This window comes from Liquorilactobacillus mali, from assembly GCF_001437155.1.
In the GTDB taxonomy this organism is placed as follows: domain Bacteria; phylum Bacillota; class Bacilli; order Lactobacillales; family Lactobacillaceae; genus Liquorilactobacillus; species Liquorilactobacillus mali_A.
In genome coordinates this window covers 961-25,360 of record NZ_JQAR01000015.1, presented here as the reverse complement: position 1 = coordinate 25,360, position 24,400 = coordinate 961, and the positions used below count along the sequence as shown (strand labels likewise).

At 37.0% G+C, this 24,400-nt stretch carries 30 protein-coding genes, 1 other RNA gene and 1 other annotated feature; of the genes, 27 read left to right on the top strand and 4 right to left on the bottom strand.

All coding sequences use genetic code 11. The features are described 5' to 3' along the window. The first annotated feature begins 126 nt into the window (after nucleotides 1-126). The 13 genes from cysS to mprF all read left to right on the top strand — a co-directional run bounded on the left by cysS (nucleotide 127) and on the right by mprF (nucleotide 10,262). Nucleotides 127-1,548, top strand: a complete 1,422-nt coding sequence (cysS, locus tag IV36_RS07360) for a cysteine--tRNA ligase (protein ID WP_056991540.1) — start codon at nucleotides 127-129, stop codon at nucleotides 1,546-1,548. Continuing rightward, on the top strand, nucleotides 1,541-1,945 hold the full coding sequence (locus IV36_RS07355; protein ID WP_056991539.1) for a Mini-ribonuclease 3: 405 nt from the start codon (nucleotides 1,541-1,543) through the stop codon (nucleotides 1,943-1,945). The genes cysS and IV36_RS07355 overlap by 8 nt, the downstream gene beginning before the upstream one ends. Nucleotide 1,946: 1 nt before the next feature. Next, entirely contained in the window at nucleotides 1,947-2,696 is a 750-nt protein-coding gene (rlmB, locus tag IV36_RS07350; protein ID WP_056991538.1) for a 23S rRNA (guanosine(2251)-2'-O)-methyltransferase RlmB, read from the top strand. Between the two features lie 2 nt (nucleotides 2,697-2,698). Next, the gene (locus IV36_RS07345; RefSeq protein ID WP_056991537.1) at nucleotides 2,699-3,235 is read left to right on the top strand and encodes an NYN domain-containing protein; all 537 of its coding nucleotides are present in this window, start codon (nucleotides 2,699-2,701) and stop codon (nucleotides 3,233-3,235) included. A 54-nt stretch (nucleotides 3,236-3,289) separates the two neighbouring features. Next, nucleotides 3,290-3,439, top strand: coding sequence for a 50S ribosomal protein L33 (gene rpmG / locus IV36_RS07340; protein WP_056991536.1), 150 nt, complete (start codon nucleotides 3,290-3,292; stop codon nucleotides 3,437-3,439). Between the two features lie 12 nt (nucleotides 3,440-3,451). After that, nucleotides 3,452-3,619 (top strand): preprotein translocase subunit SecE, encoded by a 168-nt coding sequence (gene secE / locus IV36_RS07335; protein WP_056991535.1) that lies wholly within the window; start codon nucleotides 3,452-3,454, stop codon nucleotides 3,617-3,619. Between the two features lie 131 nt (nucleotides 3,620-3,750). Continuing rightward, nucleotides 3,751-4,302, top strand: coding sequence for a transcription termination/antitermination protein NusG (nusG, locus tag IV36_RS07330; protein ID WP_003688889.1), 552 nt, complete (start codon nucleotides 3,751-3,753; stop codon nucleotides 4,300-4,302). A 22-nt stretch (nucleotides 4,303-4,324) separates the two neighbouring features. Beyond that, nucleotides 4,325-5,059, top strand: a complete 735-nt coding sequence (locus IV36_RS07325) for an alpha/beta fold hydrolase (RefSeq protein WP_056991534.1) — start codon at nucleotides 4,325-4,327, stop codon at nucleotides 5,057-5,059. A gap of 114 nt (nucleotides 5,060-5,173) precedes the next feature. Beyond that, nucleotides 5,174-5,599, top strand: a complete 426-nt coding sequence (gene rplK, locus IV36_RS07320; protein ID WP_003688885.1) for a 50S ribosomal protein L11 — start codon at nucleotides 5,174-5,176, stop codon at nucleotides 5,597-5,599. Between the two features lie 101 nt (nucleotides 5,600-5,700). Further along, on the top strand, nucleotides 5,701-6,390 hold the full coding sequence (gene rplA, locus IV36_RS07315; protein ID WP_056991533.1) for a 50S ribosomal protein L1: 690 nt from the start codon (nucleotides 5,701-5,703) through the stop codon (nucleotides 6,388-6,390). A 59-nt stretch (nucleotides 6,391-6,449) separates the two neighbouring features. Beyond that, nucleotides 6,450-6,588, top strand: a sequence feature (ribosomal protein L10 leader region). 27 nt (nucleotides 6,589-6,615) lie between these two features. Next, nucleotides 6,616-7,119: a 50S ribosomal protein L10 gene (gene rplJ / locus IV36_RS07310; RefSeq protein ID WP_056991532.1), complete on the top strand. Its 504-nt coding sequence runs from the start codon at nucleotides 6,616-6,618 to the stop codon at nucleotides 7,117-7,119. Between the two features lie 45 nt (nucleotides 7,120-7,164). After that, nucleotides 7,165-7,533 carry a 50S ribosomal protein L7/L12 gene (gene rplL / locus IV36_RS07305; protein ID WP_003688881.1) on the top strand — a complete coding sequence of 123 codons (369 nt, stop codon included), beginning with the start codon at nucleotides 7,165-7,167 and terminating at the stop codon, nucleotides 7,531-7,533. 143 nt (nucleotides 7,534-7,676) lie between these two features. Further along, nucleotides 7,677-10,262: a bifunctional lysylphosphatidylglycerol flippase/synthetase MprF gene (mprF, locus tag IV36_RS07300; protein ID WP_056991531.1), complete on the top strand. Its 2,586-nt coding sequence runs from the start codon at nucleotides 7,677-7,679 to the stop codon at nucleotides 10,260-10,262. A 145-nt stretch (nucleotides 10,263-10,407) separates the two neighbouring features. Here mprF and nrdF read toward each other — a convergent pair whose 3' ends face one another. From nrdF to nrdH, 4 genes are read right to left on the bottom strand one after another with little or no spacing between them, the layout of a single operon-like run. Continuing rightward, entirely contained in the window at nucleotides 10,408-11,367 is a 960-nt protein-coding gene (gene nrdF / locus IV36_RS07295; protein WP_056991530.1) for a class 1b ribonucleoside-diphosphate reductase subunit beta, read from the bottom strand. A gap of 23 nt (nucleotides 11,368-11,390) precedes the next feature. Next, nucleotides 11,391-13,562, bottom strand: coding sequence for a class 1b ribonucleoside-diphosphate reductase subunit alpha (gene nrdE, locus IV36_RS07290; RefSeq protein ID WP_056991564.1), 2,172 nt, complete (start codon nucleotides 13,560-13,562; stop codon nucleotides 11,391-11,393). Continuing rightward, the gene (nrdI, locus tag IV36_RS07285; protein ID WP_056991529.1) at nucleotides 13,540-13,920 is read right to left on the bottom strand and encodes a class Ib ribonucleoside-diphosphate reductase assembly flavoprotein NrdI; all 381 of its coding nucleotides are present in this window, start codon (nucleotides 13,918-13,920) and stop codon (nucleotides 13,540-13,542) included. The genes nrdE and nrdI overlap by 23 nt, the downstream gene beginning before the upstream one ends. Further along, nucleotides 13,917-14,147 carry a glutaredoxin-like protein NrdH gene (nrdH, locus tag IV36_RS07280; protein ID WP_010077655.1) on the bottom strand — a complete coding sequence of 77 codons (231 nt, stop codon included), beginning with the start codon at nucleotides 14,145-14,147 and terminating at the stop codon, nucleotides 13,917-13,919. The genes nrdI and nrdH overlap by 4 nt, the downstream gene beginning before the upstream one ends. Before the next feature lie 194 nt (nucleotides 14,148-14,341). Between nrdH and IV36_RS07275 the strand changes: the two genes are divergently transcribed. The 14 genes from IV36_RS07275 to IV36_RS07215 all read left to right on the top strand — a co-directional run bounded on the left by IV36_RS07275 (nucleotide 14,342) and on the right by IV36_RS07215 (nucleotide 24,398). Further along, nucleotides 14,342-14,950 (top strand): class I SAM-dependent methyltransferase, encoded by a 609-nt coding sequence (locus tag IV36_RS07275; protein ID WP_056991528.1) that lies wholly within the window; start codon nucleotides 14,342-14,344, stop codon nucleotides 14,948-14,950. Nucleotides 14,951-14,967: 17 nt separating this feature from the next. Then, on the top strand, nucleotides 14,968-15,456 hold the full coding sequence (gene tadA, locus IV36_RS07270) for a tRNA adenosine(34) deaminase TadA (protein WP_415587397.1): 489 nt from the start codon (nucleotides 14,968-14,970) through the stop codon (nucleotides 15,454-15,456). Nucleotides 15,457-15,497: 41 nt separating this feature from the next. Further along, nucleotides 15,498-15,584, top strand: an RNA gene (ffs, locus tag IV36_RS11885) — signal recognition particle sRNA small type. A gap of 68 nt (nucleotides 15,585-15,652) precedes the next feature. Then, entirely contained in the window at nucleotides 15,653-17,386 is a 1,734-nt protein-coding gene (gene dnaX / locus IV36_RS07265; RefSeq protein ID WP_056991527.1) for a DNA polymerase III subunit gamma/tau, read from the top strand. Between the two features lie 14 nt (nucleotides 17,387-17,400). Next, nucleotides 17,401-17,715, top strand: a complete 315-nt coding sequence (locus IV36_RS07260) for a YbaB/EbfC family nucleoid-associated protein (RefSeq protein ID WP_156648639.1) — start codon at nucleotides 17,401-17,403, stop codon at nucleotides 17,713-17,715. A gap of 30 nt (nucleotides 17,716-17,745) precedes the next feature. Then, nucleotides 17,746-18,345, top strand: coding sequence for a recombination mediator RecR (gene recR / locus IV36_RS07255; protein WP_056991526.1), 600 nt, complete (start codon nucleotides 17,746-17,748; stop codon nucleotides 18,343-18,345). Between the two features lie 14 nt (nucleotides 18,346-18,359). Next, nucleotides 18,360-18,599, top strand: coding sequence for a YaaL family protein (locus IV36_RS07250; RefSeq protein WP_056991525.1), 240 nt, complete (start codon nucleotides 18,360-18,362; stop codon nucleotides 18,597-18,599). 79 nt (nucleotides 18,600-18,678) lie between these two features. Further along, complete coding sequence (tmk, locus tag IV36_RS07245) at nucleotides 18,679-19,317, top strand: dTMP kinase (RefSeq protein WP_056991524.1); 639 nt, start codon at nucleotides 18,679-18,681, stop codon at nucleotides 19,315-19,317. A gap of 25 nt (nucleotides 19,318-19,342) precedes the next feature. Continuing rightward, nucleotides 19,343-19,672 (top strand): cyclic-di-AMP receptor, encoded by a 330-nt coding sequence (locus tag IV36_RS07240; protein ID WP_010077663.1) that lies wholly within the window; start codon nucleotides 19,343-19,345, stop codon nucleotides 19,670-19,672. An 11-nt stretch (nucleotides 19,673-19,683) separates the two neighbouring features. Continuing rightward, the gene (holB, locus tag IV36_RS07235) at nucleotides 19,684-20,679 is read left to right on the top strand and encodes a DNA polymerase III subunit delta' (RefSeq protein WP_056991523.1); all 996 of its coding nucleotides are present in this window, start codon (nucleotides 19,684-19,686) and stop codon (nucleotides 20,677-20,679) included. Nucleotides 20,680-20,693: 14 nt separating this feature from the next. Further along, on the top strand, nucleotides 20,694-21,038 hold the full coding sequence (locus IV36_RS07230) for a DNA replication initiation control protein YabA (protein WP_056991522.1): 345 nt from the start codon (nucleotides 20,694-20,696) through the stop codon (nucleotides 21,036-21,038). Further along, nucleotides 21,035-21,928: a 16S rRNA (cytidine(1402)-2'-O)-methyltransferase gene (gene rsmI / locus IV36_RS07225; RefSeq protein WP_056991521.1), complete on the top strand. Its 894-nt coding sequence runs from the start codon at nucleotides 21,035-21,037 to the stop codon at nucleotides 21,926-21,928. Before IV36_RS07230 ends, rsmI begins: the two co-directional genes overlap by 4 nt. A 17-nt stretch (nucleotides 21,929-21,945) precedes the next feature. Further along, nucleotides 21,946-22,689, top strand: coding sequence for an acyl-[acyl-carrier-protein] thioesterase (locus tag IV36_RS07220; protein ID WP_056991520.1), 744 nt, complete (start codon nucleotides 21,946-21,948; stop codon nucleotides 22,687-22,689). A gap of 614 nt (nucleotides 22,690-23,303) precedes the next feature. Then, the gene (locus tag IV36_RS07215) at nucleotides 23,304-24,398 is read left to right on the top strand and encodes a glycosyltransferase (RefSeq protein WP_056991519.1); all 1,095 of its coding nucleotides are present in this window, start codon (nucleotides 23,304-23,306) and stop codon (nucleotides 24,396-24,398) included. Nucleotides 24,399-24,400: the final 2 nt, after the last annotated feature.

Genomic DNA, 24,400 nt, shown 5'->3' with positions numbered 1-24,400 from the left:
AATTTGTGTTAGATTTTATCGACTCGTACGATACATCCTTTTTGTATCTTACAAGAGACTTGAGGAGTTTCTACCACTTTATCGGATAATCGTATATAATTAAGAGTAAAAAAGGAGAAGCAGTGAATGATTCAACTCTATAATACGCTCACAAATGAAAAAGAAGATTTCACCCCCCTTAGTCCGGGGCAGATTACAATGTATGTATGTGGTCCAACTGTATACAACTACATCCATATTGGAAATGCGCGAAGTGCAATAGCTTTTGATACAATCCGGCGATATTTTGAGTATCGCGGGTTCCATGTTAATTATGTTTCAAATTTCACGGATGTTGATGATAAAATCATTGCTGCTAGCAAGAAACTCAAGATTACTCCGCGTGAAGTTTCTGATAAATATATTAAAGCCTTCTATGAAGACACAGATGCACTTAATATCAAGCGAGCAACTTTGAATCCACGAGTAATGGATACAATGGATGATATTATTAATTTTATCCAGGTATTAATTGCTAAGGGATATGCATATGAATCACAGGGAGATGTCTATTATCGAGCCCGTAAATTTGCTAATTATGGACAGCTTTCTGGGCAATCGATCGATGAACTGGAGCAAGGAGCAAGTCAGCGGCTCAATGATGATGAAATTCAAAAAAAGGAAGATCCTTTAGATTTTGCTCTTTGGAAGGCTGCAAAGAAAGATGAAATCTTCTGGAAATCACCTTGGGGAAATGGACGGCCTGGTTGGCACATTGAATGTTCTGTCATGGCAACAAAACTTTTGGGTGATACAATTGATATACATGCCGGTGGACAAGACTTAGAATTTCCTCATCATGAAAATGAGATTGCACAGAGTGAAGCTAAAACGGGTAAGAAATTTGCAAACTATTGGTTGCATAATGGCTTTGTCACAATTGGTGAAGATGAGGAAAAAATGAGTAAATCATTGGGCAACTTCATTACTGTTCACGATATTGTCAAAAAAGTCAATCCGCAAGTTTTAAGATTCTTTATGGCAACGACTCAGTATCGGCGGCCAATCAAGTACAGTCAGGCTAATTTAGAAGATGCAGCTGCAAATTTAAAGAAACTGCAAGGGGCATATGACAATGCTGCTTATCGCCTAAAAGATGCTGTGGATGCGCAAATTAATGGTGAAAGTAAAAAATATTTAGCACAGCAAAAAGTTGATTTTGAAGCTGCAATGGATGATGATTTCAACGTTCAAAATGCAATTACGGTTGTCTATGATTTAGCTAAGCGGCTGAATGTTTACAGCTCTGAAACTCAAGTAGTAAAAAGTACTTTGGAAGAGTTCATGTCAGCGTTGGTCGAGGAACTGAATATTTTTGGTGTTTTTTTGAATGTTCATAAAGAAGCAGATGTTGATGTAAAAGAAATCGAAGAACTAATTGAGCAGCGCAATGAAGCACGCAAGAACCATGACTTTGAAAAGAGCGACACAATTAGGGATTTGTTAAAGGAAAAGGGCATTATATTGGAAGATACTGCACAGGGAACAAGGTGGAAGAAAGATGAATGAAAAAAATAATTTCGAACAAGTAAATGGGATTGCACTAGCATATATGGGTGACGCAATTTATGAGGTATATGTCCGTAAACATTTACTTGCTAAGGGATTAACAAAGCCAAACCATCTTCATAAGACCGCCACTCATTATGTTTCAGCAAAGGCGCAATCATTTCTGGCTGAAAAAATGCAGGAACAAGATATTTTGAATGAAACGGAATTAGAATATTTTAGACGTGGAAGAAATGCCAAGAGTCATACTTCAGCAAAGAATACGGCAGTAATTACTTATCGTATTTCAACTGGTTTTGAGGCATTATTCGGTTATTTGTTTTTAAGTAATCAGGAAAGCCGAGTTACTGAACTAGCTCAATGGTGTATTGAAATGATTGAAAAGGAGCAAAAATAATTTGGTCGATACAAATAAAGATACTGAGTTCGTTATAGGACGGCACCCAGCAACTGAAACGCTCAAAAGCAATCAGGATATTAATAAGGTTTTCGTACAGGAAGAATTAAAGTCGGATGCCATTCGCGATATTATTACACTAGCCCAGAAAAAGAAAATTATTGTCTCGAAGGTTCCTAAAAGCAAGCTGGATTTATTGTCTGATGGGCAAAACCATCAAGGAGTGGTAGTTGCCATCGCTGCCTATAAGTATGCCGAGATCGATGATCTATTCAAGGCTGCTGCCATCAAGAATGAAGACCCTTTTTTCTTGATTTTAGATGGGATTGAAGATCCACATAATTTAGGCTCAATCATGCGGACTGCTGATGCTGCGGGAGTACATGGTATTATTATTCCTAAAAGACGTGCTGTTCAGCTAACTTCAACGGTAGCAAAGACATCAACTGGAGCAATTGAGCATGTTCCTGTTGCACGGGTTACTAATTTAGTACAGCTTGTTAAGGAACTCAAGAAAAAGAATGTTTGGGTTTTTGGAACTGATATGAATGGAACCGACTTTCGAAAGTGGAATGCAACTGGAGCTGTTGCATTAGTAATTGGCAATGAAGGCAAGGGAATTTCACCTCTTCTGAAGAAAGAGTGTGATGAAATGTTAACAATACCAATGATTGGACACGTCCAAAGTCTAAATGCGAGTGTGGCAGCAAGCTTGTTGATATATCAAGGATTTTCTTCGCGGGGTAATTAAAGATGAAGAAGAACATTCTAATCGTTGATGCTTATAATATGATTGGCAATTGGCCACAACTAAATAAGTTGAAATTATCGGGACATTTGGAAGAAGCACGTGATACATTGCTGCATGTTTTGTCTAATTATAAGAAACAAAGAAACTATCATATCATTGTTGTTTTTGATGCGATGTATGTTCCCGGTCTGAGCAAGAATTATCAACAATACGGGTTAGAGATTATCTGGACTGCGGAGGAGCAGACTGCCGACTCGTATATTGAATCGTTGGCAAAGAAACTACAGACTAGGTTGACACAAGTAACTGTCGCAACAAGTGATCAGGCAGAGCAATGGACAATTTTTTCTCAGGGAGCATTACGTATACCAGCTTGGGAATTGTATCAAGATATTGGTAGAGCTAAGAAGGATGTCAAGAAGCAGGCAAAAAAATATCAAGATGAAGCTGCGGTCAGAAGAGTACCATGGAATGAGGAGCAGCTGTCACGCTTAGCCGATTTGCGAGACAATATGTCTAAGGATAAAAACGACAATTGACAGAAAAAGGATTATCATGGTAGAGTTAGTCTGATAATCGATAGGAGAAACATTATGGCGCAGAAGAAGATCGCTCTAGCTTGTTCAGTATGTGGTTCGCGTAATTACATTATTGCTGCTAATCCAGCTAGACAGGAACGACTAGAGGTTAAGAAATTTTGTAAATATTGTAATAAACATACTTTGCACCGAGAGACGCGGTAAGGAGGATTTTCAGTGAAATTTATTAAAAGTGTTTTTAAAACCATGAAAGACACTACATGGCCGACTAAGAAAGAGGCTACCAGTGATACGGCAACAGTTATATCAACTGCAGTAATGTTTGCAATCTTTTTTGCCGTTGTTGATTTTCTCGTACAGTGGGTAGTAAGTTTTGTTGCATAATAATTTTTAAAAGAGCTACGATATAGTAGATAATTCTTAACTTTTTATGATATACTACTTTTCGTAGGGGAAACTTCGAATGTTCGAGGTTTTTTTATTTTGTTTTTTAATTAATTTAGGAGGATAATCTGATGGCAGAATCATTTGAAAAAAATTGGTATGTATTGCACACATACTCAGGATATGAGAATAAAGTAAGAACAAATTTAGAGTCACGTGCACAATCAATGGGGATGGAAGACTATATCTTTAGAGTTGTGGTCCCAGAAGAGGAAGAAACTGAGACGACCAAGTCAGGAAAAGATAAGGTTGAAACTAAAAAAACATTTCCAGGGTATGTTTTAGTTGAAATGGTAATGACAGATCGTTCATGGTATGTTGCACGTAATACTCCTGGTGTAACTGGTTTTGTTGGATCTCATGGGGCAGGAAGTAAGCCAGCACCACTGCTTTCAGATGAAGTTGAGTTAATACTGCGCAGGTTAGGAATGAGTTCGAGACATCAAGACTTTGATGTTGAGGTAGGCGATTCCGTTACGATTATCGAAGGAGCATTTAAAGGACTAGTTGGTAAAATAACCGAAGTTGATAAGGAAAAAATGAAGTTGCGTGTCAATATCGATATGTTTGGTCGAGAAACTGCAACTGAATTAAACTATGATCAGGTTGACAAATTAGTTTAGTCTATTTAAAGAAAGTGATACGATGGGCAAAAGGCTTAACGAACCGCTTGTTTTTGTACATGGTTATGCTGGGGGATTTTGGTCTTTTTTTAGTATGATACACAAATTAAAGAAAAGACGATTTATTTCGAATCGGATTATTGTTACGGTTTCGCACAGGGGAATTATCAGAATTCACACGAAGAAAATCACGAAGAATTCTGGGATTCAGATAATTTTCAGAAATGGTAAACAGAGTGTTGAACAACAGGGAGTATGGCTGGGTGAAATATTCAGCAAGCTGAGAGCAGATTATGGTATCAAACGGCTTGATATTATTGCACATTCTATGGGTGCAGTTAGTGCACTATATTTGTTGACGAATTTGAAGATTGAGAATCTGCCGAAAATAAAGAAAATGGTAATGCTTGGTGCACCATTTGCAGATGTTGAACCAGGTGCTGATTCTGCGGAGGTTGAGGATGTTCAACTATCTGAGAAAGGAATTCCCTTAAGGCAAACAACTAGATACAAATTATTAAAAAAGGGTAGTAAAAATCTTGACGATGACATTGAAGTTTTTAATATCATAGGTAACAATGATTCTGGCTTCTCTGATGGAAAGGTATCTATTTCTTCTGCAAAAGCCTTACGATATTTACTGCAGGATGTTGGCTATTATCGAGAAAAGATAGTAAGAAATAGAAAAGTAAATCATCGTAGATTGCACGAAGATAATAATATTTTTAAGCAGATTATAGATTTTTTACTAAATTAACTTGAATAAGATGAAGTAACATGATACGATACAATGGTATGTTTTGCATACGAGTGGGAGGCCAAATTAAGCTGGCCATCCGTACCACACACGGACTTTAAGGAGGTATGTACCGTGGCTAAAAAAGTAATTAATGTTGTTAAACTGCAAATCCCTGCTGGGAAGGCAACTCCAGCTCCACCAGTTGGACCTGCTTTAGGTCAAGCTGGTATTAATATCATGGGATTTACAAAGGAATTTAATGCACGTACAGCCGATCAGGCTGGGATGCTTATCCCTGTTGTAATCTCAGTGTTCGAAGATCGTTCATTCGAATTCGTTACAAAGACACCACCTGCAGCAGTTTTGTTAAAGAAGGCTGCTGGTGTTGAACATGGTTCTGGCGAGCCTAACACTAAGAAAGTTGCTACAGTTACAAAGGCACAAGTGAAAGAAATCGCTGAAACAAAAATGCAAGATCTAAACGCTGCAGACGTTGAAGCTGCAATGCGCATGATTGAAGGTACTGCACGAAGCATGGGCTTTGTTGTAGAAGACTAATTTTTCTACGGCCATGCTTCTCAGTCGGGCACTCTATGAAAGTAGATGTGCCAAGTGGGAGGTATATCCGTTACACCACATTTGCAAGGAGGAAAACACAAATGGCTAAAAAGAGTAAAAAATATATTGAGGCTTTAAAACAAGTTGAAGCTAACAAAGTTTATAATGCTGCAGAAGCAATTGCTTTGGTAAAGAAAATTGATTTCGCAAACTTTGATGCAACAATCGAAGTAGCTTACAATTTGAATCTTGATACAAAACAAGCTGACCAACAATTACGTGGAGCTGTTGTTTTACCAAATGGTACTGGTAAAGATCAAACAGTTATCGTTTTTGCTAAAGGTGACAAAGCTAAGGAAGCAAAGGCTGCCGGTGCAGACGTTGTCGGTGACGATGATTTGGTTCAACGCATTTCTGATGGTTGGTTGGATTTTGATATTGCAATTGCAACACCTGATATGATGGCTAAAGTAGGTCGTCTTGGTCGTGTGTTAGGGCCAAAAGGTTTAATGCCTAACCCTAAGACAGGGACAGTTACAATGGATGTTACAAAGGCTGTTTCAGAATCTAAGGCTGGTAAGGTAACTTATCGTACAGATAAAGCTGGTAACGTTCATGTTCCTATCGGAAAAGCTTCATTTACAGAAGAAGCCCTAGTTGGCAACTTCAACACAATTCATGAAGTAATTGCAAAAGCACGTCCTGCTTCTGTTAGAGGACAATACATCAAACATGCTTCATTTGCTTCAACATTTGGACCAAGTGTAACTGTTGATGTTGCAAGCCTTTAATTAATTTGCAAGTTATGGTTGACTTTGATTAGTTTATGCGATAAACTGATTAAGGTCAATTTTTTATAATGATTCTACCTAAGACTCAGGTGGCGAAAGCCTTAATATATTGCCTGCCGAGGAATTTAAGTGAAACTATATTTTACTTTGAATTTTTCTCTATGTCTTGGTTGGACATAGGGTTTTTTATTTAAACCCTGACACAATGACTAGGAGGTGAATCAAATGAGTAAAGAAATTATCACTAAGAAGGCTGCGATTGTTGCAGATGTTGTTGAAAAATTCAATGATGCTGTTTCATGTGTGGTTGTCGATTATCGTGGACTCACGGTTGAACAAGTAACTGAATTACGTAAGGAATTACGTGAAGCAGGTGTTGAGATGCGTGTTATTAAGAACACATATCTTAAGCGTGCAGCTGATGAGGCTGGTTACGAAGGCTTAGATGATGTTTTCGCTGGTCCTACAGCTGTAGCATTTTCTAAAGAGGATGTTGTTGCGCCTGCACGTATTCTTGCAAAATTTGCAAAGGATGTCGACGCATTGAAAATTAAGGGTGGTATGATCGAAGGTAAGGTTGCATCCTTAGACGAAATCAACGCTCTTTCAACATTACCAAGTCGCGAAGGATTGCTTTCAATGTTACTTTCAGTATTGCAAGCACCTGTGCGTAATGTTGCATATGCTGTTAAGGCTGTTGCCGAAAGCAAAGATGGCGACGCAGCTTAATTGTCAATTTTAAAAAATAAATTAATTTAATGGAGGATATTAACAATGGCATTAGATACAGAAAAAATCATTGCTGATTTAAAAGAAGCTAGCATTCTTGAATTAAACGACTTAGTTAAAGCTATCGAAGAAGAATTTGGTGTTTCAGCAGCAGCTCCAGTTGCTGCTGCAGGTGCAGCTGCTGGGGAAGCTGCTGCAGAAAAGGATTCATTTGATGTTGAATTAACAGAATCCGGTGACCAAAAGATTAAAGCAATCAAGGCTGTTCGTGAGATCACAGGTCTTGGATTGAAAGACGCTAAAGGTGTTGTTGATGGTGTACCTTCAATCGTTAAAGAAGGCGTTTCTAAGGATGAAGCCGAAGAAATCAAGACAAAACTTGAAGCTGTTGGTGGCGTAGTTACTCTTAAGTAATTACAACTGATGCAAAAAGATTCACTCAGTAGATGGGTGAATCTTTTTTTTAGCAAATCTCTTAAATTTATGAGTTTAAAAGGGTAGATTGTTGATAGGTGTGTCATAATAGTTAAAGGTTCTTGAATTGGGAGTTGGGGAAAATGAAAAAAGGAATTTCAAAGATTATCTCTTTTACTGAAAAACGATGGTCTTTAATTAAGGGATTATTTGTTTTTTCAGTACTATGGTTTGTCGTCTTTGAAGTTGGACGAATTCTTAAGGGGATATCTTGGGAGCAGGTTAAATTCAATCTAAGTTCGCAATCTTTTGGTAGTATTGGGATTATGGTAGTGGCTGGATTTGTTGCTGTTGTACCAATGCTAGTATATGACTTTGTAATCATTTCATTTCTTCCAGGAGAGTATTCTACTCGTGAAATCTTGCGAAGTGGCTGGATTACAAACACATTCACAAACATAGCCGGCTTTGGTGGTTTTTTGGGAGCCACGCTACGCGCGAATTTTTATGGGAAAAATGCCTCAAAAAAGCAGGTAGTTTTTGCTTTATCCAAGATTGCTTTATTTTTATTGTCCGGATTATCATTATTTTGCATGGTTTCTCTGATTATGATTTTTGGCTTTGGCTATGATCATAGATTTGATCAATACAGTATTTGGTTAATTGGCGGGGCATTATATTTTCCCGGAATCATTATTTTTACAAAATTGACGGATTCTGAGTTTTTCAACGATCTTTCATGGAGAAAAGAGCTGGCATTAGTATTAGGTTCTGTTCTTGAATGGGGTTCAGCAGCTGGTATGTTCCTGCTGATTGGAATTCTGATGGGTGTTAAGTTTAATGTCGGCGAAGTCATGGTGCTATATTTTATAGCATCAATTATTGGTGTAGTTTCACTAGTTCCTGGTGGACTAGGCTCATTTGATGTATTCATGCTGATTGGTTTGTTTAACTTGGGTGTTGTTAATGGAAAAGGAGTAGCATGGCTGTTATTCTTTCGATTATTTTATTACATACTGCCATTTTTTGTTGGAATATTTCTATTTGTCAGGGATGCTGGAAAGCGTCTTAATCAATTTTTGGATGGAATTCCAAAGTCGATCATTCAAAAAACAGCACATGGTATTTTGACATTATTCTTGTATGTATCTGGTAGCTTGATACTGCTTGAGTCAACTGTACCTAATTTTGTTTTTAGTAATTCTGTGTTTGTTAAACTATACCCGTATACTTTTTTCTTTTTGAGTCAATTATCAAGTACTGTCTTTGCCTTTTTACTGATAGGAGTTGCTAGAGGAATCGAGGCAAAAGTAAAAAAAGCGTATTGGCCAACAATATGTGTATTGTTAATCGGGATTATAAATACCCTATGGCGCAGTTTCTCAATCGGTACGGCAGTCTTTTTAATCTTTGTCACTTTTGTGGTTGCTGTCTCGCGAAAAGAATTATATCGTGAGAATCTAACCTATTCGTTTAACAGGGTAGTAGTGGATAGTGGAATGTTTATTACAGTCTTCGGTCTGTATGCCACAGTGGGAATTATGAATTCTCCACAACATTTTATAAGACATAAGGTTCCAACTGCACTGCTTTTTCCGTCAGAAAAAATTTGGTTTTCAGGATTTCTCGGAATGGTGATTGCTGCGGTCATACTGATTATCGTTTTTAGATACTTTACAGCTAATAAGTCAATTTTTTCGAATATGGATTTTCCAGAAGAGAGAATAAAAGCTGTTGTTGAAAAATATGGTGGCAATGAAACAAGTCATTTAGCATATTTAAGAGACAAGCAATTTTATTTCTTCCAAAAAAATGAAGAAGATCAGTTATTTTTTATGTATAGAAAGAAAGCTGATAAAATTATAGTAATGGGAGAACCAGTAGGTAATCGTGAATATTTGAGAGAAGCTGTCACACAGCTAATGGTGGATGCTGATGTACAGGGATATCAGCTTGTCTTTTACGAGATAGGCAATGAATTGACACTGTTGCTGCATGACCTAGGATTTGATTTCCTAAAGACTGGTGAAGAGGGCTTTGTTGAACTTGATTCTTTTACACTCGCTGGGAAAAAACAACGTGCGCAGCGAGCGTTAATGAATAAATTTGAGAGAGAAAATTATTCTTTCTCTTTTGAAATGCCGCCATTTTCAAAGGAAAAGTTAGCAGAATTTAAGGAAATCTCAGATGAATGGCTGGATGGGCAGGTCGAGAAGGGATTCTCTCTTGGATTTTTTGATGAATACTACCTTAATCAGGCGCCAATAGCTGTAATACGCGATTCTAAGGGCAATGCTGTTGCATTCGCTTCAATGATGCCTACTGGTGGTAAAAGGGTTTTATCAATTGATTTAATGCGTCACAAAAAGGATGCCCCTTCTGGAATAATGGATAAGATCTTCATAAGTTTATTTGAGTATGGACGCGAAGAGCATTATGAGTATTTCAACTTAGGAATGGCCCCTCTAGCGAATGTAGGAAAATCTTCGTATAGTTTCATTGAAGAAAGGGCCGCCCACTTAATTTATGAATATGGGTACCGAATCTACGGATTCCAAGGCCTGAGAGCATATAAAGAGAAATATGTTACAAATTGGTATCCCAAATATACTGCCTATAGGCGTAGAAGTTCTGTTATGGTTACAATGGCAGAGGTAGCTAGTGTGGTAAACCAGTCTCCAAAGGGAAGAAAAGGATTTTTTGCACGCGCTACATTCTTTAATAAGTAATAATGAACTCATTAATCGATATGCAAAGTGAAGCACCAAATGAAGTATTTAAGGGTTTGTTATAAAAGCAAGAAGGCTATAAGCGAAAAATTATTACTTTTTCGCTTATAGCCTTTTTTATGAGTTAGTAATGAATCTATTCCATTTATAATCCAATATTGTAATCTTCATCAGACATTGGCTCAACGTCACCTAAAAGATAACCATTGCCAACTTGAGAGAAGAAATCATGATTGGAAGTAGAAGTAGAGATTCCATTCATAACCACGGGATCAACATCATCAACTGTATCAGGAAAAAGAGCATCCAGGCCTAAGTTCATCAATGCTTTGTTTGCGTTGTACCTTAGAAAAGCAAGTACTTTTTCTGTCCAACCAACGGTATCATATAATTCGTGAGTATACTTTTCCTCATTGTCGTACAAATCATAAAGTAATTCATAGACCCAAGAGAGCAGTTTACTTTGCTGCTCTTCATCAAGTTCGTTGAAACCGAGCTGAAATTTATATCCAATGTAGGTTCCGTGCACGGATTCATCACGCAAAATCAACTTAATGATTTCTCCAACATTGGCCAGCTTATTGTGGCCAAGCCAATAAAGAGGAGTGTAGAAACCAGAATAGAAGAGGAAGGTTTCAAGAAAGACCGATGCAACCTTTTTCTCTAATGGGGTTCCTGTACGATAGATACTAGTAATCTTATTAGCCTTATATTGTAAATATTTGTTGGTATGAGTCCAATCAAATATTGCTTCGATTTCTCTAGGGGTATTTAAGGTTGAGAATATAGAAGAATAGCTTTTTGCATGAACCGATTCCATAAACTGAATATTGTTTAAAACAGCCCGTTCATGCTGAGTCCTGATATCCTTCATAAGAGAGTCCATGCCATCTTGGGACTGAACAGTATCTAACAGTGTCAAGCCTCCAAAAACATGTGCCACAACTTCTTTATTTTCATCACTGAATTTACGCCAATCGGGTAAATCATTCGACAGAGGGATTCTTGTGTCCAACCAGAACTGTTCTGTCAATTTTTCCCAAGTTGCTTTATCAATCTGATCTTCAAGTTTATTCCAATTAATTGCTCGGTAGAAATCTTCCATTATTTATTCATGCTCCTTAACTATTAGATAACACAGCTTTCACACTCGTTTGCGCCAACTTCATTTTGATCATCTGTAAATGTTCGAACATAATAAACTGACTTAATGCCCTTAGCGTGTGCGTAGTTACGCAAAATTGATAGATCACGTGTGGTCATCTTGTTGGTTTTTCCATTTTTCCATTCGTACATGCCCTCGGGAATAGTAGAGCGCATAAACAGTGTCATACTCATACCTTGATCAATATGTTGCTGTGCAGCAGCATATACATCAATAACTTTGCGCATATCCGTATCATATGCAGATTGATAGTACGGGATCGTATCATTTGAAAGATAGGGAGCTGGATAGTAAATCTTACCGATTTTGCGCTCTTGGCGTTCTTCAATACGATTGATTATTGGGTGTAAGCTAGCAGTTGTATCATTAATATACGAGATTGAACCATTAGGAGCAACGGCAAGTCTATTTTGATGATAGAGTCCATCTTTCATAACAGCATCTTTGAGGTTTTCCCAATCCTGTTTTGAAGGAATAAAGATATCTTTGAAAATCTCTTGAACTTTTGCTGTTTTTGGTTGGAAATTACCCTCCAAATATTTATTGAAGTACGAGCCATCAGCATAAGAACTCTTTTCAAAGCCGTTAAAGACAACGCCACGCTCTTTGGCAATATGATTTGAAGACTGCAAAGTCCAGTAGTTTAATAGCATAAAGTAAATATTTGTAAAGTCAATTGACTCTTCGGATCCATAGAAAATATGATTTTTGGCAAAGAAAGCATGCAACCCCATTGCACCTAGTCCGATAGTATGTGCAAGATGATTACCATTTTGAATTGAAGGAACTACATCAATTTCTGAGTGATCAGTAACATAGGTAAGTGCACGCACCATTGCATCAACAGAATTTCCAAAATCAGGCGATGCCATTAAATTAACGATATTGGTTGAACCTAGGTTGCAGCTAATGTCTGTACCAAGTTCGTCAAAGTTCTGAGTATTGTTGACAATCGATGGTTTTTGAACTTGTAAAATTTCAGTACAGAGATTACTCATAATGATTTTGCCATCAATTGGGTTTTCACGATTGGCTGTATCAATATTGATAATATAAGGATAACCAGACTCTTGCTGTAATTTGCTGATTTCGGTTTCGAGATCGCGTGCCAAGACCTTCTTCTTAGGAATATTGGGATTAGCGACAAGATTGTCGTATTCTTTTGTAATATCAATGTAGGAAAACGGTTTGCCATACTCACGTTCTACGCCCCAAGGATCGAAAAGATACATTTCTTCATTATTACGTGCAAGTTCATAAAACTTATCAGGCACTACCAAGCCCAAAGAAAGAGTCTTAACACGAATTTTTTCATCGGCATTCTCTTTTTTTGCAGATAAGAAAGCAACAACATCTGGGTGGAAGATGTTTAAATAAACAACACCAGCACCTTGACGTTGTCCTAGCTGGTTCGAATAAGAGAAGCTGTCTTCAAGAAGTTTCATGACCGGTACAACACCGGAAGCGGCACCTTGAATGTTCTTGATAGGGGCGCCTGCACCACGCAAATTACTGAGAGTAATCCCAACACCGCCACCAATTCGTGATAGTTGGAGCGCGGAGTTTATCCCGCGTCCAATAGAATTCATATCATCCGTAACTTGAATCAAAAAACAAGAAACAAGTTCGCCACGACGCTTACGGCCAGCGTTCAAGAATGAAGGTGTAGCCGGTTGATAACGTTGATGAACAATTTCATCAGCGAGTGTCATGGCTAACTTTTCATCTCCATCAGCAAAAAAAAGTGCATTTGCGGCGACGCGGTCGATGAAGCTTTCGAGATACAGTGCATTGTCATTTGTTTTAAGTGCATATTGAGCATAAAACTTATATGCAGACATGAAAGTTTTGAAAGTAAAGTTCTGAGCTGATAGGAATGAATACAGCTTTTTGATAAATTGAAAATCATATTTTTCGATGAATTCTTTTTCCAGATAATCATTCTCAATCAAATAATTGAAACGTTCTTCTAAAGAAGAAAACTTCATCGAATTCGGTTCAATATTTTCTTTCAGGAAAGCAGCAAGTGCTTCTTTGTCTTTGTTTAGTGGAATTTGTCCGTTTACTGGAATATTAATTTCATTATTTAGATCATAGTAGGTTACTTTAGCACTATCTAACTGTTTTAATGTCAATTTCATTCACCACTTTCTTAAAATTTGCAACATCTTTAGGGGTCCCACTAAATTCGAACGAATATACTAAGGGTACTTGATATTCGCGCGCTATGTCTTTTGCGGTAAAAATAAAAAGTTCGGCAAAATTTCGATTACCTGTGCCTGCAACTCCAAGCAAATTTTGCCGATTAAAGCTATAATTAAGAAAATCTTCTACGAATTCTGTTATTTCTTTTTCATAGGTAGGAACCACAAGTATGTAAGGTTCATTTACCGCAAAGAAGGGATCTGTTGGTGTGATCTCAACACTTGAAAAATCTAATTTATTTATGAATCTGCGCGTTTGACCGGTAACACTGAAAAAAACGATTTTCATTGTGTGACCAAATTTCTTAAAAGATCAGGACGAAAACCATTGATGATTGGATCGTCATTGTCCTCAATAACTGGAACAGAACGGAAACCTTTCTCCTTAAGATAATCAATGTATTGTGGCTCAGTATTTATATTGTGTTCTTCAAAAGAAATATTGTGTTCACTTAAGAACTTTTTAGTCATCTTGCATTGAATGCAATTATTTTTTGTGTAAATGGATAAACTCATAACTAGCACCTCGCATTAATTTGTTGTATGATTAGTATACATCATTTATCAGAATAAGCAAGAAACAAATACTATATATTGTGTTTGTTTCTTTTACTAATATACGATATATAGTACTTTTTCTAAAGACTGAAGGACTATTAGAATTATGATGTTTTAAATACTTTGAACAATTATTGAAAAGGTAGGAATAAATGGGAAATTATTATTATTCAAAAAACCCTGAGGTAGTGCACGAAGAAAAAAGATGGGATTTTGATATTTTAGGGAATAAAATTAGTTTTGTGACAGATAATGGTGTTTTCTCGAAAACAACTGTCGATTATGGTTCAAGGACACTGATTAACAACTTAAAAATCGAGACAATGCGAGAAGGCAGAATTTTGGACCTTGGCTGCGGTTATGGCCCAATCGGTTTAGGAATAGCAAAAAGCAATCCAAAATTAATTGTTGATATGGTGGATGTTAATGAACTTGCACTTTCATTAGCAAAAAGAAATGCGGAATTAAACGGGCTTAAGAATGTAAATATTTGGGAGTCTAATGTGTATGACAAGATTGAATGTACAGATTATAATCTGATTTTATCGAATCCGCCTATTCGTGCAGGGAAAAAAATTGTTTCGCAAATCCTAGCGGAAGCAGTCAGTCATCTTAGTGTTGGTGGTAGGTTAGTTGTGGTAATTCAAAAGAAACAAGGTGCGCCCTCAGCCAAGAAATTAATGGAAACAGTTTTTAATAATTGTGAGGTAGTTGCAAGAGATAAGGGCTATTTTATTTTAGAGAGCATAAAACTCGTCTAAATCGGAGGTGAATTTTGATTTTAAATAATCTTCAAAAGGAATTCTTCATGAAAGAAGCCATCTATGAGGCACAAAAAGCGGCTGAAGTTGGTGAAGTGCCGATTGGATGTGTAGTTGTGGTTGATGGTAAGATTGTTGGTCGAGGCCATAATCTTAGAGAGCATTCGCAAGATGCAACCATGCATGCTGAGATATTGGCAATTCAAGAAGCAAATGCTTTTTGCAAAAGCTGGCGTCTACCTGAAGCTCAGCTATTCGTAACGCTAGAGCCTTGCCCAATGTGTAGTGGTGCAATTCTTAATTCAAGAATTGAACGAGTCTATTATGGAGCGATGGATCCCAAAGCAGGTACAGTCGGGTCGTTGATGAACTTGTTGGACGATAATAGATTTAATCATCAAGTAATTGTTGAAAAATGTTGCATGGAGGCTGAATGCGGACAGCTGCTTAAGGATTTTTTTAAGAATGTTAGACTAAAAAAGAAGAAATCAAAGCGAAAGGACTAGCATTTTTTCAGTATTTCATGTATCATAGAATATGCCGCAAGGCCTTGGGACAATGTTGTCCTTGTGAACCGTGTCAGGTCCGGAAGGAAGCAGCACTAAGCTCGGTTCGGCATGTGTCTCAAGTTAATATGACATTTATCTCCCGACTGTCTTGTGGTCGGGAGTTTTTTAAATTGCAAAAGATAGGAGTGTTAGCATGGGATATCAGGCCCTATATCGTGTCTGGCGACCACAAAAATTTGTCGATTTAGTTGGTCAAAAGATGATAACGCAAACTTTACAAAATGCAATTATGACCCAGCAAACAAGTCATGCTTATCTTTTTACAGGGCCGCGTGGTACTGGTAAAACTTCAGCAGCAAAGATTTTTGCAAAAGCGATTAATTGTCATAACCAGAAGGATGGGGAGCCTTGCAATGAATGTGCAACCTGTCGGGCAATCACTGAAGGACGATTAAATGATGTAATTGAAATCGATGCTGCGTCTAATAATAGTGTAGATGAAATTCGTGATATTAGAGATAAGGTCAAGTATGCTCCGACTCAGGCCGATTACAAGGTATACATCATTGATGAAGTTCATATGCTTTCGACAGGGGCATTTAATGCATTACTGAAGACCCTTGAAGAGCCTCCTAGTAATGTAGTATTTATTCTGGCGACGACTGAGCCACACAAAATTCCAGCTACAATAATATCAAGAACTCAAAGATTTGATTTTAAGAGAATCACTAATGACGATATTATTGCGAGAATGCAGTACATTCTAGCGGAAAAGAATTTCAAGTATGAAGAAAAAGCCTTAAGAGTCGTTGCAAAAGCATCTGCTGGCGGGATGAGAGATGCACTAAGTATTCTAGATCAAGTACTTTCCTTTGGAAACGATGTTGTAACGCTTGAAAATGCACTGCTTATAACGGGCAGTGTCAAGCATGAGCAACTTAATCGTTATCTCAAACTAGTTTTTGAAGGTGAAACGGCTCAGGCCTTGCAAACTTTGCAAGAGATAATGTCTGAGGGAAAAGATGCAAATCGTTTGGTAGAAGATGTTATTGATTACTGCAGAAACTTATTGTTATATCAAGCTTCTCCAAGTATTGTTGAGCAAAATAGTTTGTTGGATATTGATGATGATTTTAAAAAATTAGCAGATAAGACAACAGTCCAATCATTGTATGAAGCGATTGATATCTTAAATGAACAACAGCAAAATATGCGCTTTTCTACACATTCAGACATTTATCTCGAAGTTTTAACTGTCAAATTGTCACAATTGATAAATAAAGTTCAGACTGACAAGCAGGTTAAGGGAGAGCTATCGGATGTATCCCAAGAGGAGATCACAAAACTAAAGTTACAAATTAAAGAATTAAAACAGGCTGTTAACAATTTACAAAAGGGTACAGTAAAGCGAGTTGAAAAGGCAAAGGAAAAGAAAGTACCTACAAGAAAGAAGAGTAATACAACAGTTGATTTAAAAAAGGTATATCCTATCCTTGCTGAGGCAACAAGAAATGATTTGGTAAAGTTAAAGGACATATGGCCAGATCTAATGAATATGTTATCAATTACTCAACGTGCTATTATGAATGTTAGTAAACCTGTAGCCGCTAGTGCAAAGGGTGTAATCGTTAGTTTTGATTATGATTTTTTGTATGAGAAAGCTGATGGAAATGATTCACTGAAAGATAGTTTAACTCAGGGACTGGGACGGCTAATAGGGCAAGATTATAAAATGGTATTTATGCCTAAGGAAAAATGGCCTGAAGTCAGGGAAAAATATCTTACTGAACATCGAGGAAACTCTGAAAAAGAATCAAAACCTGATGCTGAAGATAAGAGAGAAGTAGCAGATGATCCACAAATTGCTGCCGCAAAGCAGCTTTTTGGTGAGGGTTTCAGTCAAATAGTGAAAATAAAGGAAGATTAAGGAGAAGATTAATTATGATGCGTGGAATGGGAAATATGCAAGGCATGATGAAGCAAATGCAAAAGATGCAAAAGAATATGAAGAAAGACCAGGAAGAACTTGAGAAAAAAGAGTTTACTGGAAACTCAGCAAATGATTTAGTAGTTGTAACGTTTGATGGGAAAAAGGAAATGAAAGATATTCAAATTAAACCTGAAGCTGTAGATCCTGATGATATTGATATGCTTCAAGATTTAGTAATAATGGCAGTGAATGATGCAATTACGAAAATTGATAAGCAAACTCAACAGACAATGGGGAAATACACACAAAATATTCCAGGATTCTAAAATACAAATCAGGCAGAGAGGAATGTTAATATGCAATATCCAGAACCCATTGCCAAATTAATTGATAGTTACTTGAAATTGCCTGGAATTGGGGAGAAAACTGCGACACGCTTAGCTTTCTTTACGATTGATATGCAAGAAGAAGATGTAACAGCTTTTGCACAGTCATTGATAACTGCAAAAAAAGATTTGCATTACTGCAGTATCTGCGGAAATATAACTGAGAATGATCCATGCATTATTTGTGCTGATAAGCAACGAGATCAGACAAAAGTTATAGTTGTCGAACAACCCAAAGATGTAATGTCACTTGAAAGAATGCGTGAATATCATGGGCTATACCATGTTTTGCATGGTGTTCTATCTCCTATGGAAGGCAAGGGACCAGAAGATATTAATATCGCTGGTTTGGTCAGAAGACTGCAGAAAAATGCAGATTTGACAGAGGTAATTATTGCTACTAATGCGACTCCAGAAGGTGAAGCAACCGCAATGTACATTTCACGACTAATCAAACCGGCACACATAAAAGTGACAAGATTGGCTCATGGATTAGCAGTAGGCAGTGATATTGAATATGCGGATGAGATGACGCTGTTTAAAGCAATTGAAGGCCGGCAAGAAATTTAGAGAGGATGATTGGCATGCTTGGTGGAAAAAAACAAAGATTGAGAAAAGAATATGATGAAAGACTGCTTGATACGATTGATTTAGCAGCCGCTCAATGGGAACATGCTAAGCAGACTCAAAGGGCAGTCAGAGAAGAAGACAGTGAGTTGATTGCGCAGACTATGCTTGAAGGTGCGAAGTACGCATTTTTATATGCGGAAGCTCGCAGGAGAAGAGTTCACGGTCATATGCAGTCATCAATAATTGAACATTAAAATTTGAGTTAAGATTGTTAGACAGCTAGGGATTAGTAAAGTAAAATAGAACTATGAGTAAGTTAGTGAGGTCAAATGTGTGAGTGGAAAATTTGTAACTTTTGAGGGTCCAGAAGGCTCCGGAAAAACTACTGTTTTGAAAGGAATAGTTAGTCTGTTAAAGGAAAACAACAAGGAATATCTATTAACGAGGGAACCGGGGGGCAATCGAATATCTGAGGCGATTCGTAATATAATTTTAGATACGAGATTGGTCGAGATGGATGCACGAACTGAGGCATTACTTTATGCAGCAGCGCGGAGACAGCATTTAATTGAAAGTGTTTTACCAGCTTTGAAACAAGGAAAATTGGTTCTTTGTGATCGCTACGTAGATAGTTCAGTCGTTTATCAGGGAGCCGGACGGGGCCTAGGTGAAGAAGAAGTCTTGCAAATGAATCTTTTTGCCACAGAAGGACTTACTCCAGATTTTACTTTTTATTTTGATTTATTACCGGAAATTGGATTAGCTCGTATTAAAAAGCACAGACAAAATGAGATAAACCGACTTGATAAAGAGTCTTTGGATTTCCATAACACTGTGCATGATGCGTATTTAAAACTTGCGCATGATAATCCTGAACGGATCATTGTGATCGATGCTTCTCTTCCTTTGAGCGAAGTTATCAAGCTCACAGTTAATCAAATGAAAATAAAATTACCAGATCTTTTCAAATAAGGATTCAAAGATGGAGGAAAAGAAAATGAAAATGATCATTGCGATTGTCCAAGACAAAGATAGTAATCGGTTAAGTAATTTGTTTATAGAATCTAACATTCGTGCAACAAAATTATCAACAACTGGTGGTTTTCTAAAATCAGGTAATACAACATTTATGATTGGGATTGAAGAAGAACGAATCGAAGAAGTGCTAGACCTTATTCGTGAAACATCTAGAACACGTAAGCAATTCATGACACCTCCAATTAACTTGGATGCATCGATGGATTCATCCGCTGCTTATCCAGTGGAGGTTCAAGTTGGGGGAGCAACCGTTTTTGTATTACCAATCGACTCCTTTCAACAATTTTAGGTTTGTAAGCCATGAGTGATAATGACGAAATACGGAATCAGCAACCGGTTTTAACTGATTATTTTGCTAATGTGATAAGCCAAGGTCATCTGGCACATGCATATTTACTAACTGGTCCAAAAGGAATAGGTAAGCGCACACTAGCATTATGGATTACTCAGGGTATTTTCTGCCAAAATAAGATTGCGGGTTGTCCCTGTTTGAATTGTGAAGAATGCAGGAGAATCGAGAGTGGTAATCATCCTGATGTAGTTCATGTTGCACCTGATGGTTTATCGATCAAAGTCGATCAAATTCGTTTTCTAAAGTCAGAGTTTAGTAAAAGCGGGATTGAAGGTAATCGGAAGGTCTTTATTATTGAAGACGCTGATAAGATGACGATAAGTGCTGCTAACAGTCTATTGAAGTTTCTTGAGGAGCCCAGTGGTGATGTTGTTGCCTTTTTACTGACAGAAACAGTCAATCGAATTTTGCCGACAATAGTTTCACGTTGTCAACTGTTTGAACTTGCGAAACCTTCTAGTGCTCAGTTGATTGCGATGTTAAAGAAAAAAGGAATTACGGCGGATAAAGCAGTTATTTTAGGTAATCTGACGGATAGTCTGGCTGAATCAGAAAAAATAGCAGCAAATGAAAGTTTTGATAAACTTGTCCGGAATGTATGTGTGTGGTATTTACATATTTTACAAGAGGACGCAAGGTGTTTTGTGGAAGTGCAGACGAGCTTATTGCCCCTAATAAATAACAAAGATGATGAAGTTATCTTGTTGAATTTAATAATCTTACTTGTTAAAAATTCAATATCTGTATATTATGGTAAGAAGGATAATATTTTTGTGAAATTTCAAGCAGAGTTCACAGAATTAATAGAAAGATTGACGGCCGACAGAATTACGCAAGCTGTTGAACTAGTTCTAGAGACGAGAAGAAAGTTGGCAGTGAATGTCTCGTTCCAGAATGTTATTGAAGCATTGACGATTGATTTGAGTCAGTGTTACCACGTATAGATGAAGGTGATTTTTTGAACAAGCGGGAATTATACGATGGATTCTCCGATTTGGGTGCAGAAGCTCAGAAGATGATTGAAAAAATCGAACTCATAAAGGCAGAGATGACAAAAGTCATTGAAAAAAATGCAGAATTAGAGATTGAAAATCAGCATTTGCGAGCTCACCTTAAAGAATTAGAAGAACAAAAACAATCTGATGAACAAGGCGGATTGTCTAAATCACGCAAAAATTTAGAGATGTTGTACGAGGAAGGTTTCCATGTGTGCAATGTTGATAGTATGTATGGAACAAGACGAATCAACGATGAACCTTGTGTCTTTTGCCAGGATGTAATTTACGGGGAGAGACGACAATGACATTAAAGAAGATGAGCAGTTATCGGCGAGAAGAGCGATTAGGTGTACTTTACTTGGTGCCGACACCGATAGGCAACTTAGGAGATATGACGTATAGGGCAGTTGATGTGCTCAAAAAAGCTGATCTAATTGCAGCAGAAGATACGCGCAATACTCAAAAATTATTGAATCATTTTGAAATAAAGACACCTCAAATTAGTTTTCATGAACACAACACGCAGGCAAGAATTCCACAGCTAATAAAGAAATTAACTGAAGGAATTAATATTGCACAAGTTAGCGATGCAGGGACTCCTTCAATCAGTGATCCTGGACATGAACTGGTTGTGGCATGTGTTGAAGCAGGCATTTCAGTTATTCCATTACCTGGAGCAAATGCCGGATTGAGTGCATTGATAGCGTCAGGATTAAATCCTCAGCCCTTTACATTCATTGGTTTTATTTCACGGCGAAAAAAAGAAAAAGAAGAACAGCTGAAGTTTCTTGCTAAGAAACAAGAAACACTAATTTTTTACGAAGCACCGCACCGCCTGAAAAAAACATTGGAATCCCTTCAGGCTTTTTTTGGTGGAGCAAGGAAAATTGTTCTATGTAGGGAACTTACCAAGAGATATGAAGAATTTATCAGAGGAACAGTTGCCGAAGCGCTTGAATGGGCTAAAGAGGAACAGGTGCGTGGCGAATTCTGTATTATTTTGGAAGGTAATCCGGATATTTCTTCAGAAGAAGATAATACTGAGACGGTGAGTGTCTTACCACTAGAAGAACAAGTTGATAATTTGATTAATAAAGAGAATTATCGACCAAATGATGCAATTAAGGAAGTTGCGAAGAAAAATAACTTAAAGAAGCAAGTAGTTTACAATACTTTTCATCATATTGATGTGTAGGGAAAGACGGCGGTTTTTTGAAAGAAAATATTTTTAGCGAGTCCCACAAAATTTTGTTTTACGAGACTGATCGCACTAAAAGGACAACGATAGGGATGCTTGTCAATATCTTGATGCTGGCTTCACAAGACCAAAGTATCCAATTAGGCTTAACTGAAGAAAAGTTGAATGAGAGAGGATATGGCTGGGTAATCACACAGCATGTCTTGAAGGTTGAAAGATTACCCGTCTTTGGTGAAAATATTAAGGTATGTACCAAGGCGGATTCGTATAATCGATATTTTTGTTATCGTGATTTTTGGATCGAAGATGAAAAAGGCGAGGTTATTGTGAAGATGCACAGTATATTTGTGCTGATGGATCACAAGAAAAGAAAGATCGCGCGGTTGCTTCCAGAGTTCATTGAACCATACGAAAGTGAATATACCAATAAGATCGAACGTGTGGCTGATCCCAAGAGTGATCCTAAAAGCCAATTGGTTTCAGAAAAAAATTACCGAGTACGTTTTATGGATATCGATTCAAACCAGCATGTTAATAATGTTCATTATTTTGATTGGATGATAGACGGTTTAACTGAGGAGTTCTTGTTAACACATACGCTTGCAGAAATGAATATTAAATATAAGCGTGAAGTGCATTATGGTGAAATGGTTAACAGTGAAACAAGAATGGCAGAAAATCAGTTGATAACATATCATTTAATTAAAGCTGGTGAAGAAGAGAGTTGTTATGCTTGTTGTACATGGAGATCTAAATAATATTGACACAGAAAAATTCTGTTTTTAAAAATAAAAAGTATTAGTATGAGGAGCAAAATCGGTATTTTACCTAGCATACTAATACTTTTTTGNTTTCTATACAATTCAGAAATCTTTTATGCATTTACACAAGATATTTTACGCTCTCTTTTGTTTACAAAATTCAACTATTTGAGTTTTTCTGTTGATTAGATCTATAATAAAGTTTAGATGGGGGTAAGTATAATATAGATTCTTTAGTTTCTGTATTGTCATATCAGTTCAACAACCATTTGGATAAGGTTATTGTACCTTTATTTTTTTATTATTTAAATAATGCCATTCTTATGTATCCAACTAGCCATAAGTAAACTATTTTCTTTGTTGATAAAATGAAAGCCGGGTGAATTTTAAAATCGAGTTCTGCATTTGTTTGAAACAAAATCACATACCTTAGCTGTCTGTACTTTTGTTACAACTGCATTATTGTGTTTTAAATTTTTTATAATTAACAAATGCGGTGTAACTATTTTTAGAATTTTTAAGTTAATTAACAATTACTGACTCACTAATACAACTTATTTAAGATTACATCAGATTAATGTTGGCTTCATAAAATGAAAGGATGAATTATCGTGAAAATAACATTAATAACACAGTATTTAGAGGGACATGGCGGTACCGAAAGAGTCATTTCGAACTTGGTCAACGAAGATTTAAAAAATGAATATCAGGTTTTGATCCCTAAAAGCGGAAAACCTGAATGGCTCCAATGGATTACACGTACTACCGGCTACCAACTTAAAATTTGCCATGCACAAGATACACAAGCACAAAAAGAGTTTATTGAAAAAAATGTTTTAGCAGCAGAACCAGATATCGTTTTGGGACTCGAAGGCAGAGCTTGTGTAACTGCCTATCAGATCAGGAAAAAATATGACCTTCATTATAAAATTGTTTCTTGGGGACATACCTCCATTGCTGAATCAAACATTTTTGCTCGTCAAGAACTTGCTTTCTCAGAATATCATCTTGCAATTAGTACAGGGATAAAAAAACAGTTGATCAAACTCGGGGTCCCAGCCCAAAAAATCTTTCTGATCTATAATCCTATCCGCACTGTAAATAAGAAAACAATCAGCACACCTAAAGCTAACGCTCCTTTCCATGCAATTTTTATTGGAAGAATATTGTTGGATGATCAAAAAAATGTACGTATGCTTCTTGAATCAATGGCACAGCTTAATATTCCTTGGAAACTGGACATCTTTGGCAAGGGAGCTGATCTTCCAAAAGCAAAAACATTAGCAAATGATTTGCATATTTCACAAAACATTAACTGGCAAGGTTGGATGCCTAATCCTTGGGAAGCAATTAATGAAGCTGATTGCCTGCTGCTCTGTTCAAAATATGAGGGATTCCCAATGGTTGTTATTGAAGCTGCTTCTTATGGCTTGCCAATTGTTTCAACAAACTGTCCTACTGGACCGGCAGACATCATTAATTCCCACAATGGAATTTTAACTCCAATGAACGACCAAAAAGCTTTTGTAGCTGCATGCCGGCAAATCTATCGTTTGCGTGGTAAATATAATCATACAGATATCAAAAAAACAGTTTTGAAATTTGATATTTCTCGCTATATTAAGCACATAGAAAACATCTATAACTTAATTGCTGCTGATAATAAAAACACAGATAAATCAGCCATTAAACTTTCTTCTTTATAATA

What these genes read in the sequence shown, in the direction of transcription:
- rplJ (WP_056991532.1), top strand. Translation starts at nt 6,616, where the DNA reads ATGAGTAAAGAAATTATCACTAAGAAGGCTGCGATTGTTGCAGATGTT.
- recR (WP_056991526.1), top strand. Translation starts at nt 17,746, where the DNA reads ATGCAATATCCAGAACCCATTGCCAAATTAATTGATAGTTACTTGAAA.
- IV36_RS07275 (WP_056991528.1), top strand. Translation starts at nt 14,342, where the DNA reads ATGGGAAATTATTATTATTCAAAAAACCCTGAGGTAGTGCACGAAGAA.
- IV36_RS07240 (WP_010077663.1), top strand. Translation starts at nt 19,343, where the DNA reads ATGAAAATGATCATTGCGATTGTCCAAGACAAAGATAGTAATCGGTTA.
- IV36_RS07355 (WP_056991539.1), top strand. Translation starts at nt 1,541, where the DNA reads ATGAATGAAAAAAATAATTTCGAACAAGTAAATGGGATTGCACTAGCA.
- nusG (WP_003688889.1), top strand. Translation starts at nt 3,751, where the DNA reads ATGGCAGAATCATTTGAAAAAAATTGGTATGTATTGCACACATACTCA.
- holB (WP_056991523.1), top strand. Translation starts at nt 19,684, where the DNA reads ATGAGTGATAATGACGAAATACGGAATCAGCAACCGGTTTTAACTGAT.
- nrdH (WP_010077655.1), bottom strand. Translation starts at nt 14,147, where the DNA reads ATGAGTTTATCCATTTACACAAAAAATAATTGCATTCAATGCAAGATG.
- IV36_RS07325 (WP_056991534.1), top strand. Translation starts at nt 4,325, where the DNA reads ATGGGCAAAAGGCTTAACGAACCGCTTGTTTTTGTACATGGTTATGCT.
- nrdF (WP_056991530.1), bottom strand. Translation starts at nt 11,367, where the DNA reads ATGGAAGATTTCTACCGAGCAATTAATTGGAATAAACTTGAAGATCAG.
- IV36_RS07260 (WP_156648639.1), top strand. Translation starts at nt 17,401, where the DNA reads ATGATGCGTGGAATGGGAAATATGCAAGGCATGATGAAGCAAATGCAA.
- IV36_RS07345 (WP_056991537.1), top strand. Translation starts at nt 2,699, where the DNA reads ATGAAGAAGAACATTCTAATCGTTGATGCTTATAATATGATTGGCAAT.
- cysS (WP_056991540.1), top strand. Translation starts at nt 127, where the DNA reads ATGATTCAACTCTATAATACGCTCACAAATGAAAAAGAAGATTTCACC.
- dnaX (WP_056991527.1), top strand. Translation starts at nt 15,653, where the DNA reads ATGGGATATCAGGCCCTATATCGTGTCTGGCGACCACAAAAATTTGTC.
- rsmI (WP_056991521.1), top strand. Translation starts at nt 21,035, where the DNA reads ATGACATTAAAGAAGATGAGCAGTTATCGGCGAGAAGAGCGATTAGGT.
- IV36_RS07250 (WP_056991525.1), top strand. Translation starts at nt 18,360, where the DNA reads ATGCTTGGTGGAAAAAAACAAAGATTGAGAAAAGAATATGATGAAAGA.
- rpmG (WP_056991536.1), top strand. Translation starts at nt 3,290, where the DNA reads ATGGCGCAGAAGAAGATCGCTCTAGCTTGTTCAGTATGTGGTTCGCGT.
- mprF (WP_056991531.1), top strand. Translation starts at nt 7,677, where the DNA reads ATGAAAAAAGGAATTTCAAAGATTATCTCTTTTACTGAAAAACGATGG.
- rplA (WP_056991533.1), top strand. Translation starts at nt 5,701, where the DNA reads ATGGCTAAAAAGAGTAAAAAATATATTGAGGCTTTAAAACAAGTTGAA.
- nrdI (WP_056991529.1), bottom strand. Translation starts at nt 13,920, where the DNA reads ATGAAAATCGTTTTTTTCAGTGTTACCGGTCAAACGCGCAGATTCATA.
- rplL (WP_003688881.1), top strand. Translation starts at nt 7,165, where the DNA reads ATGGCATTAGATACAGAAAAAATCATTGCTGATTTAAAAGAAGCTAGC.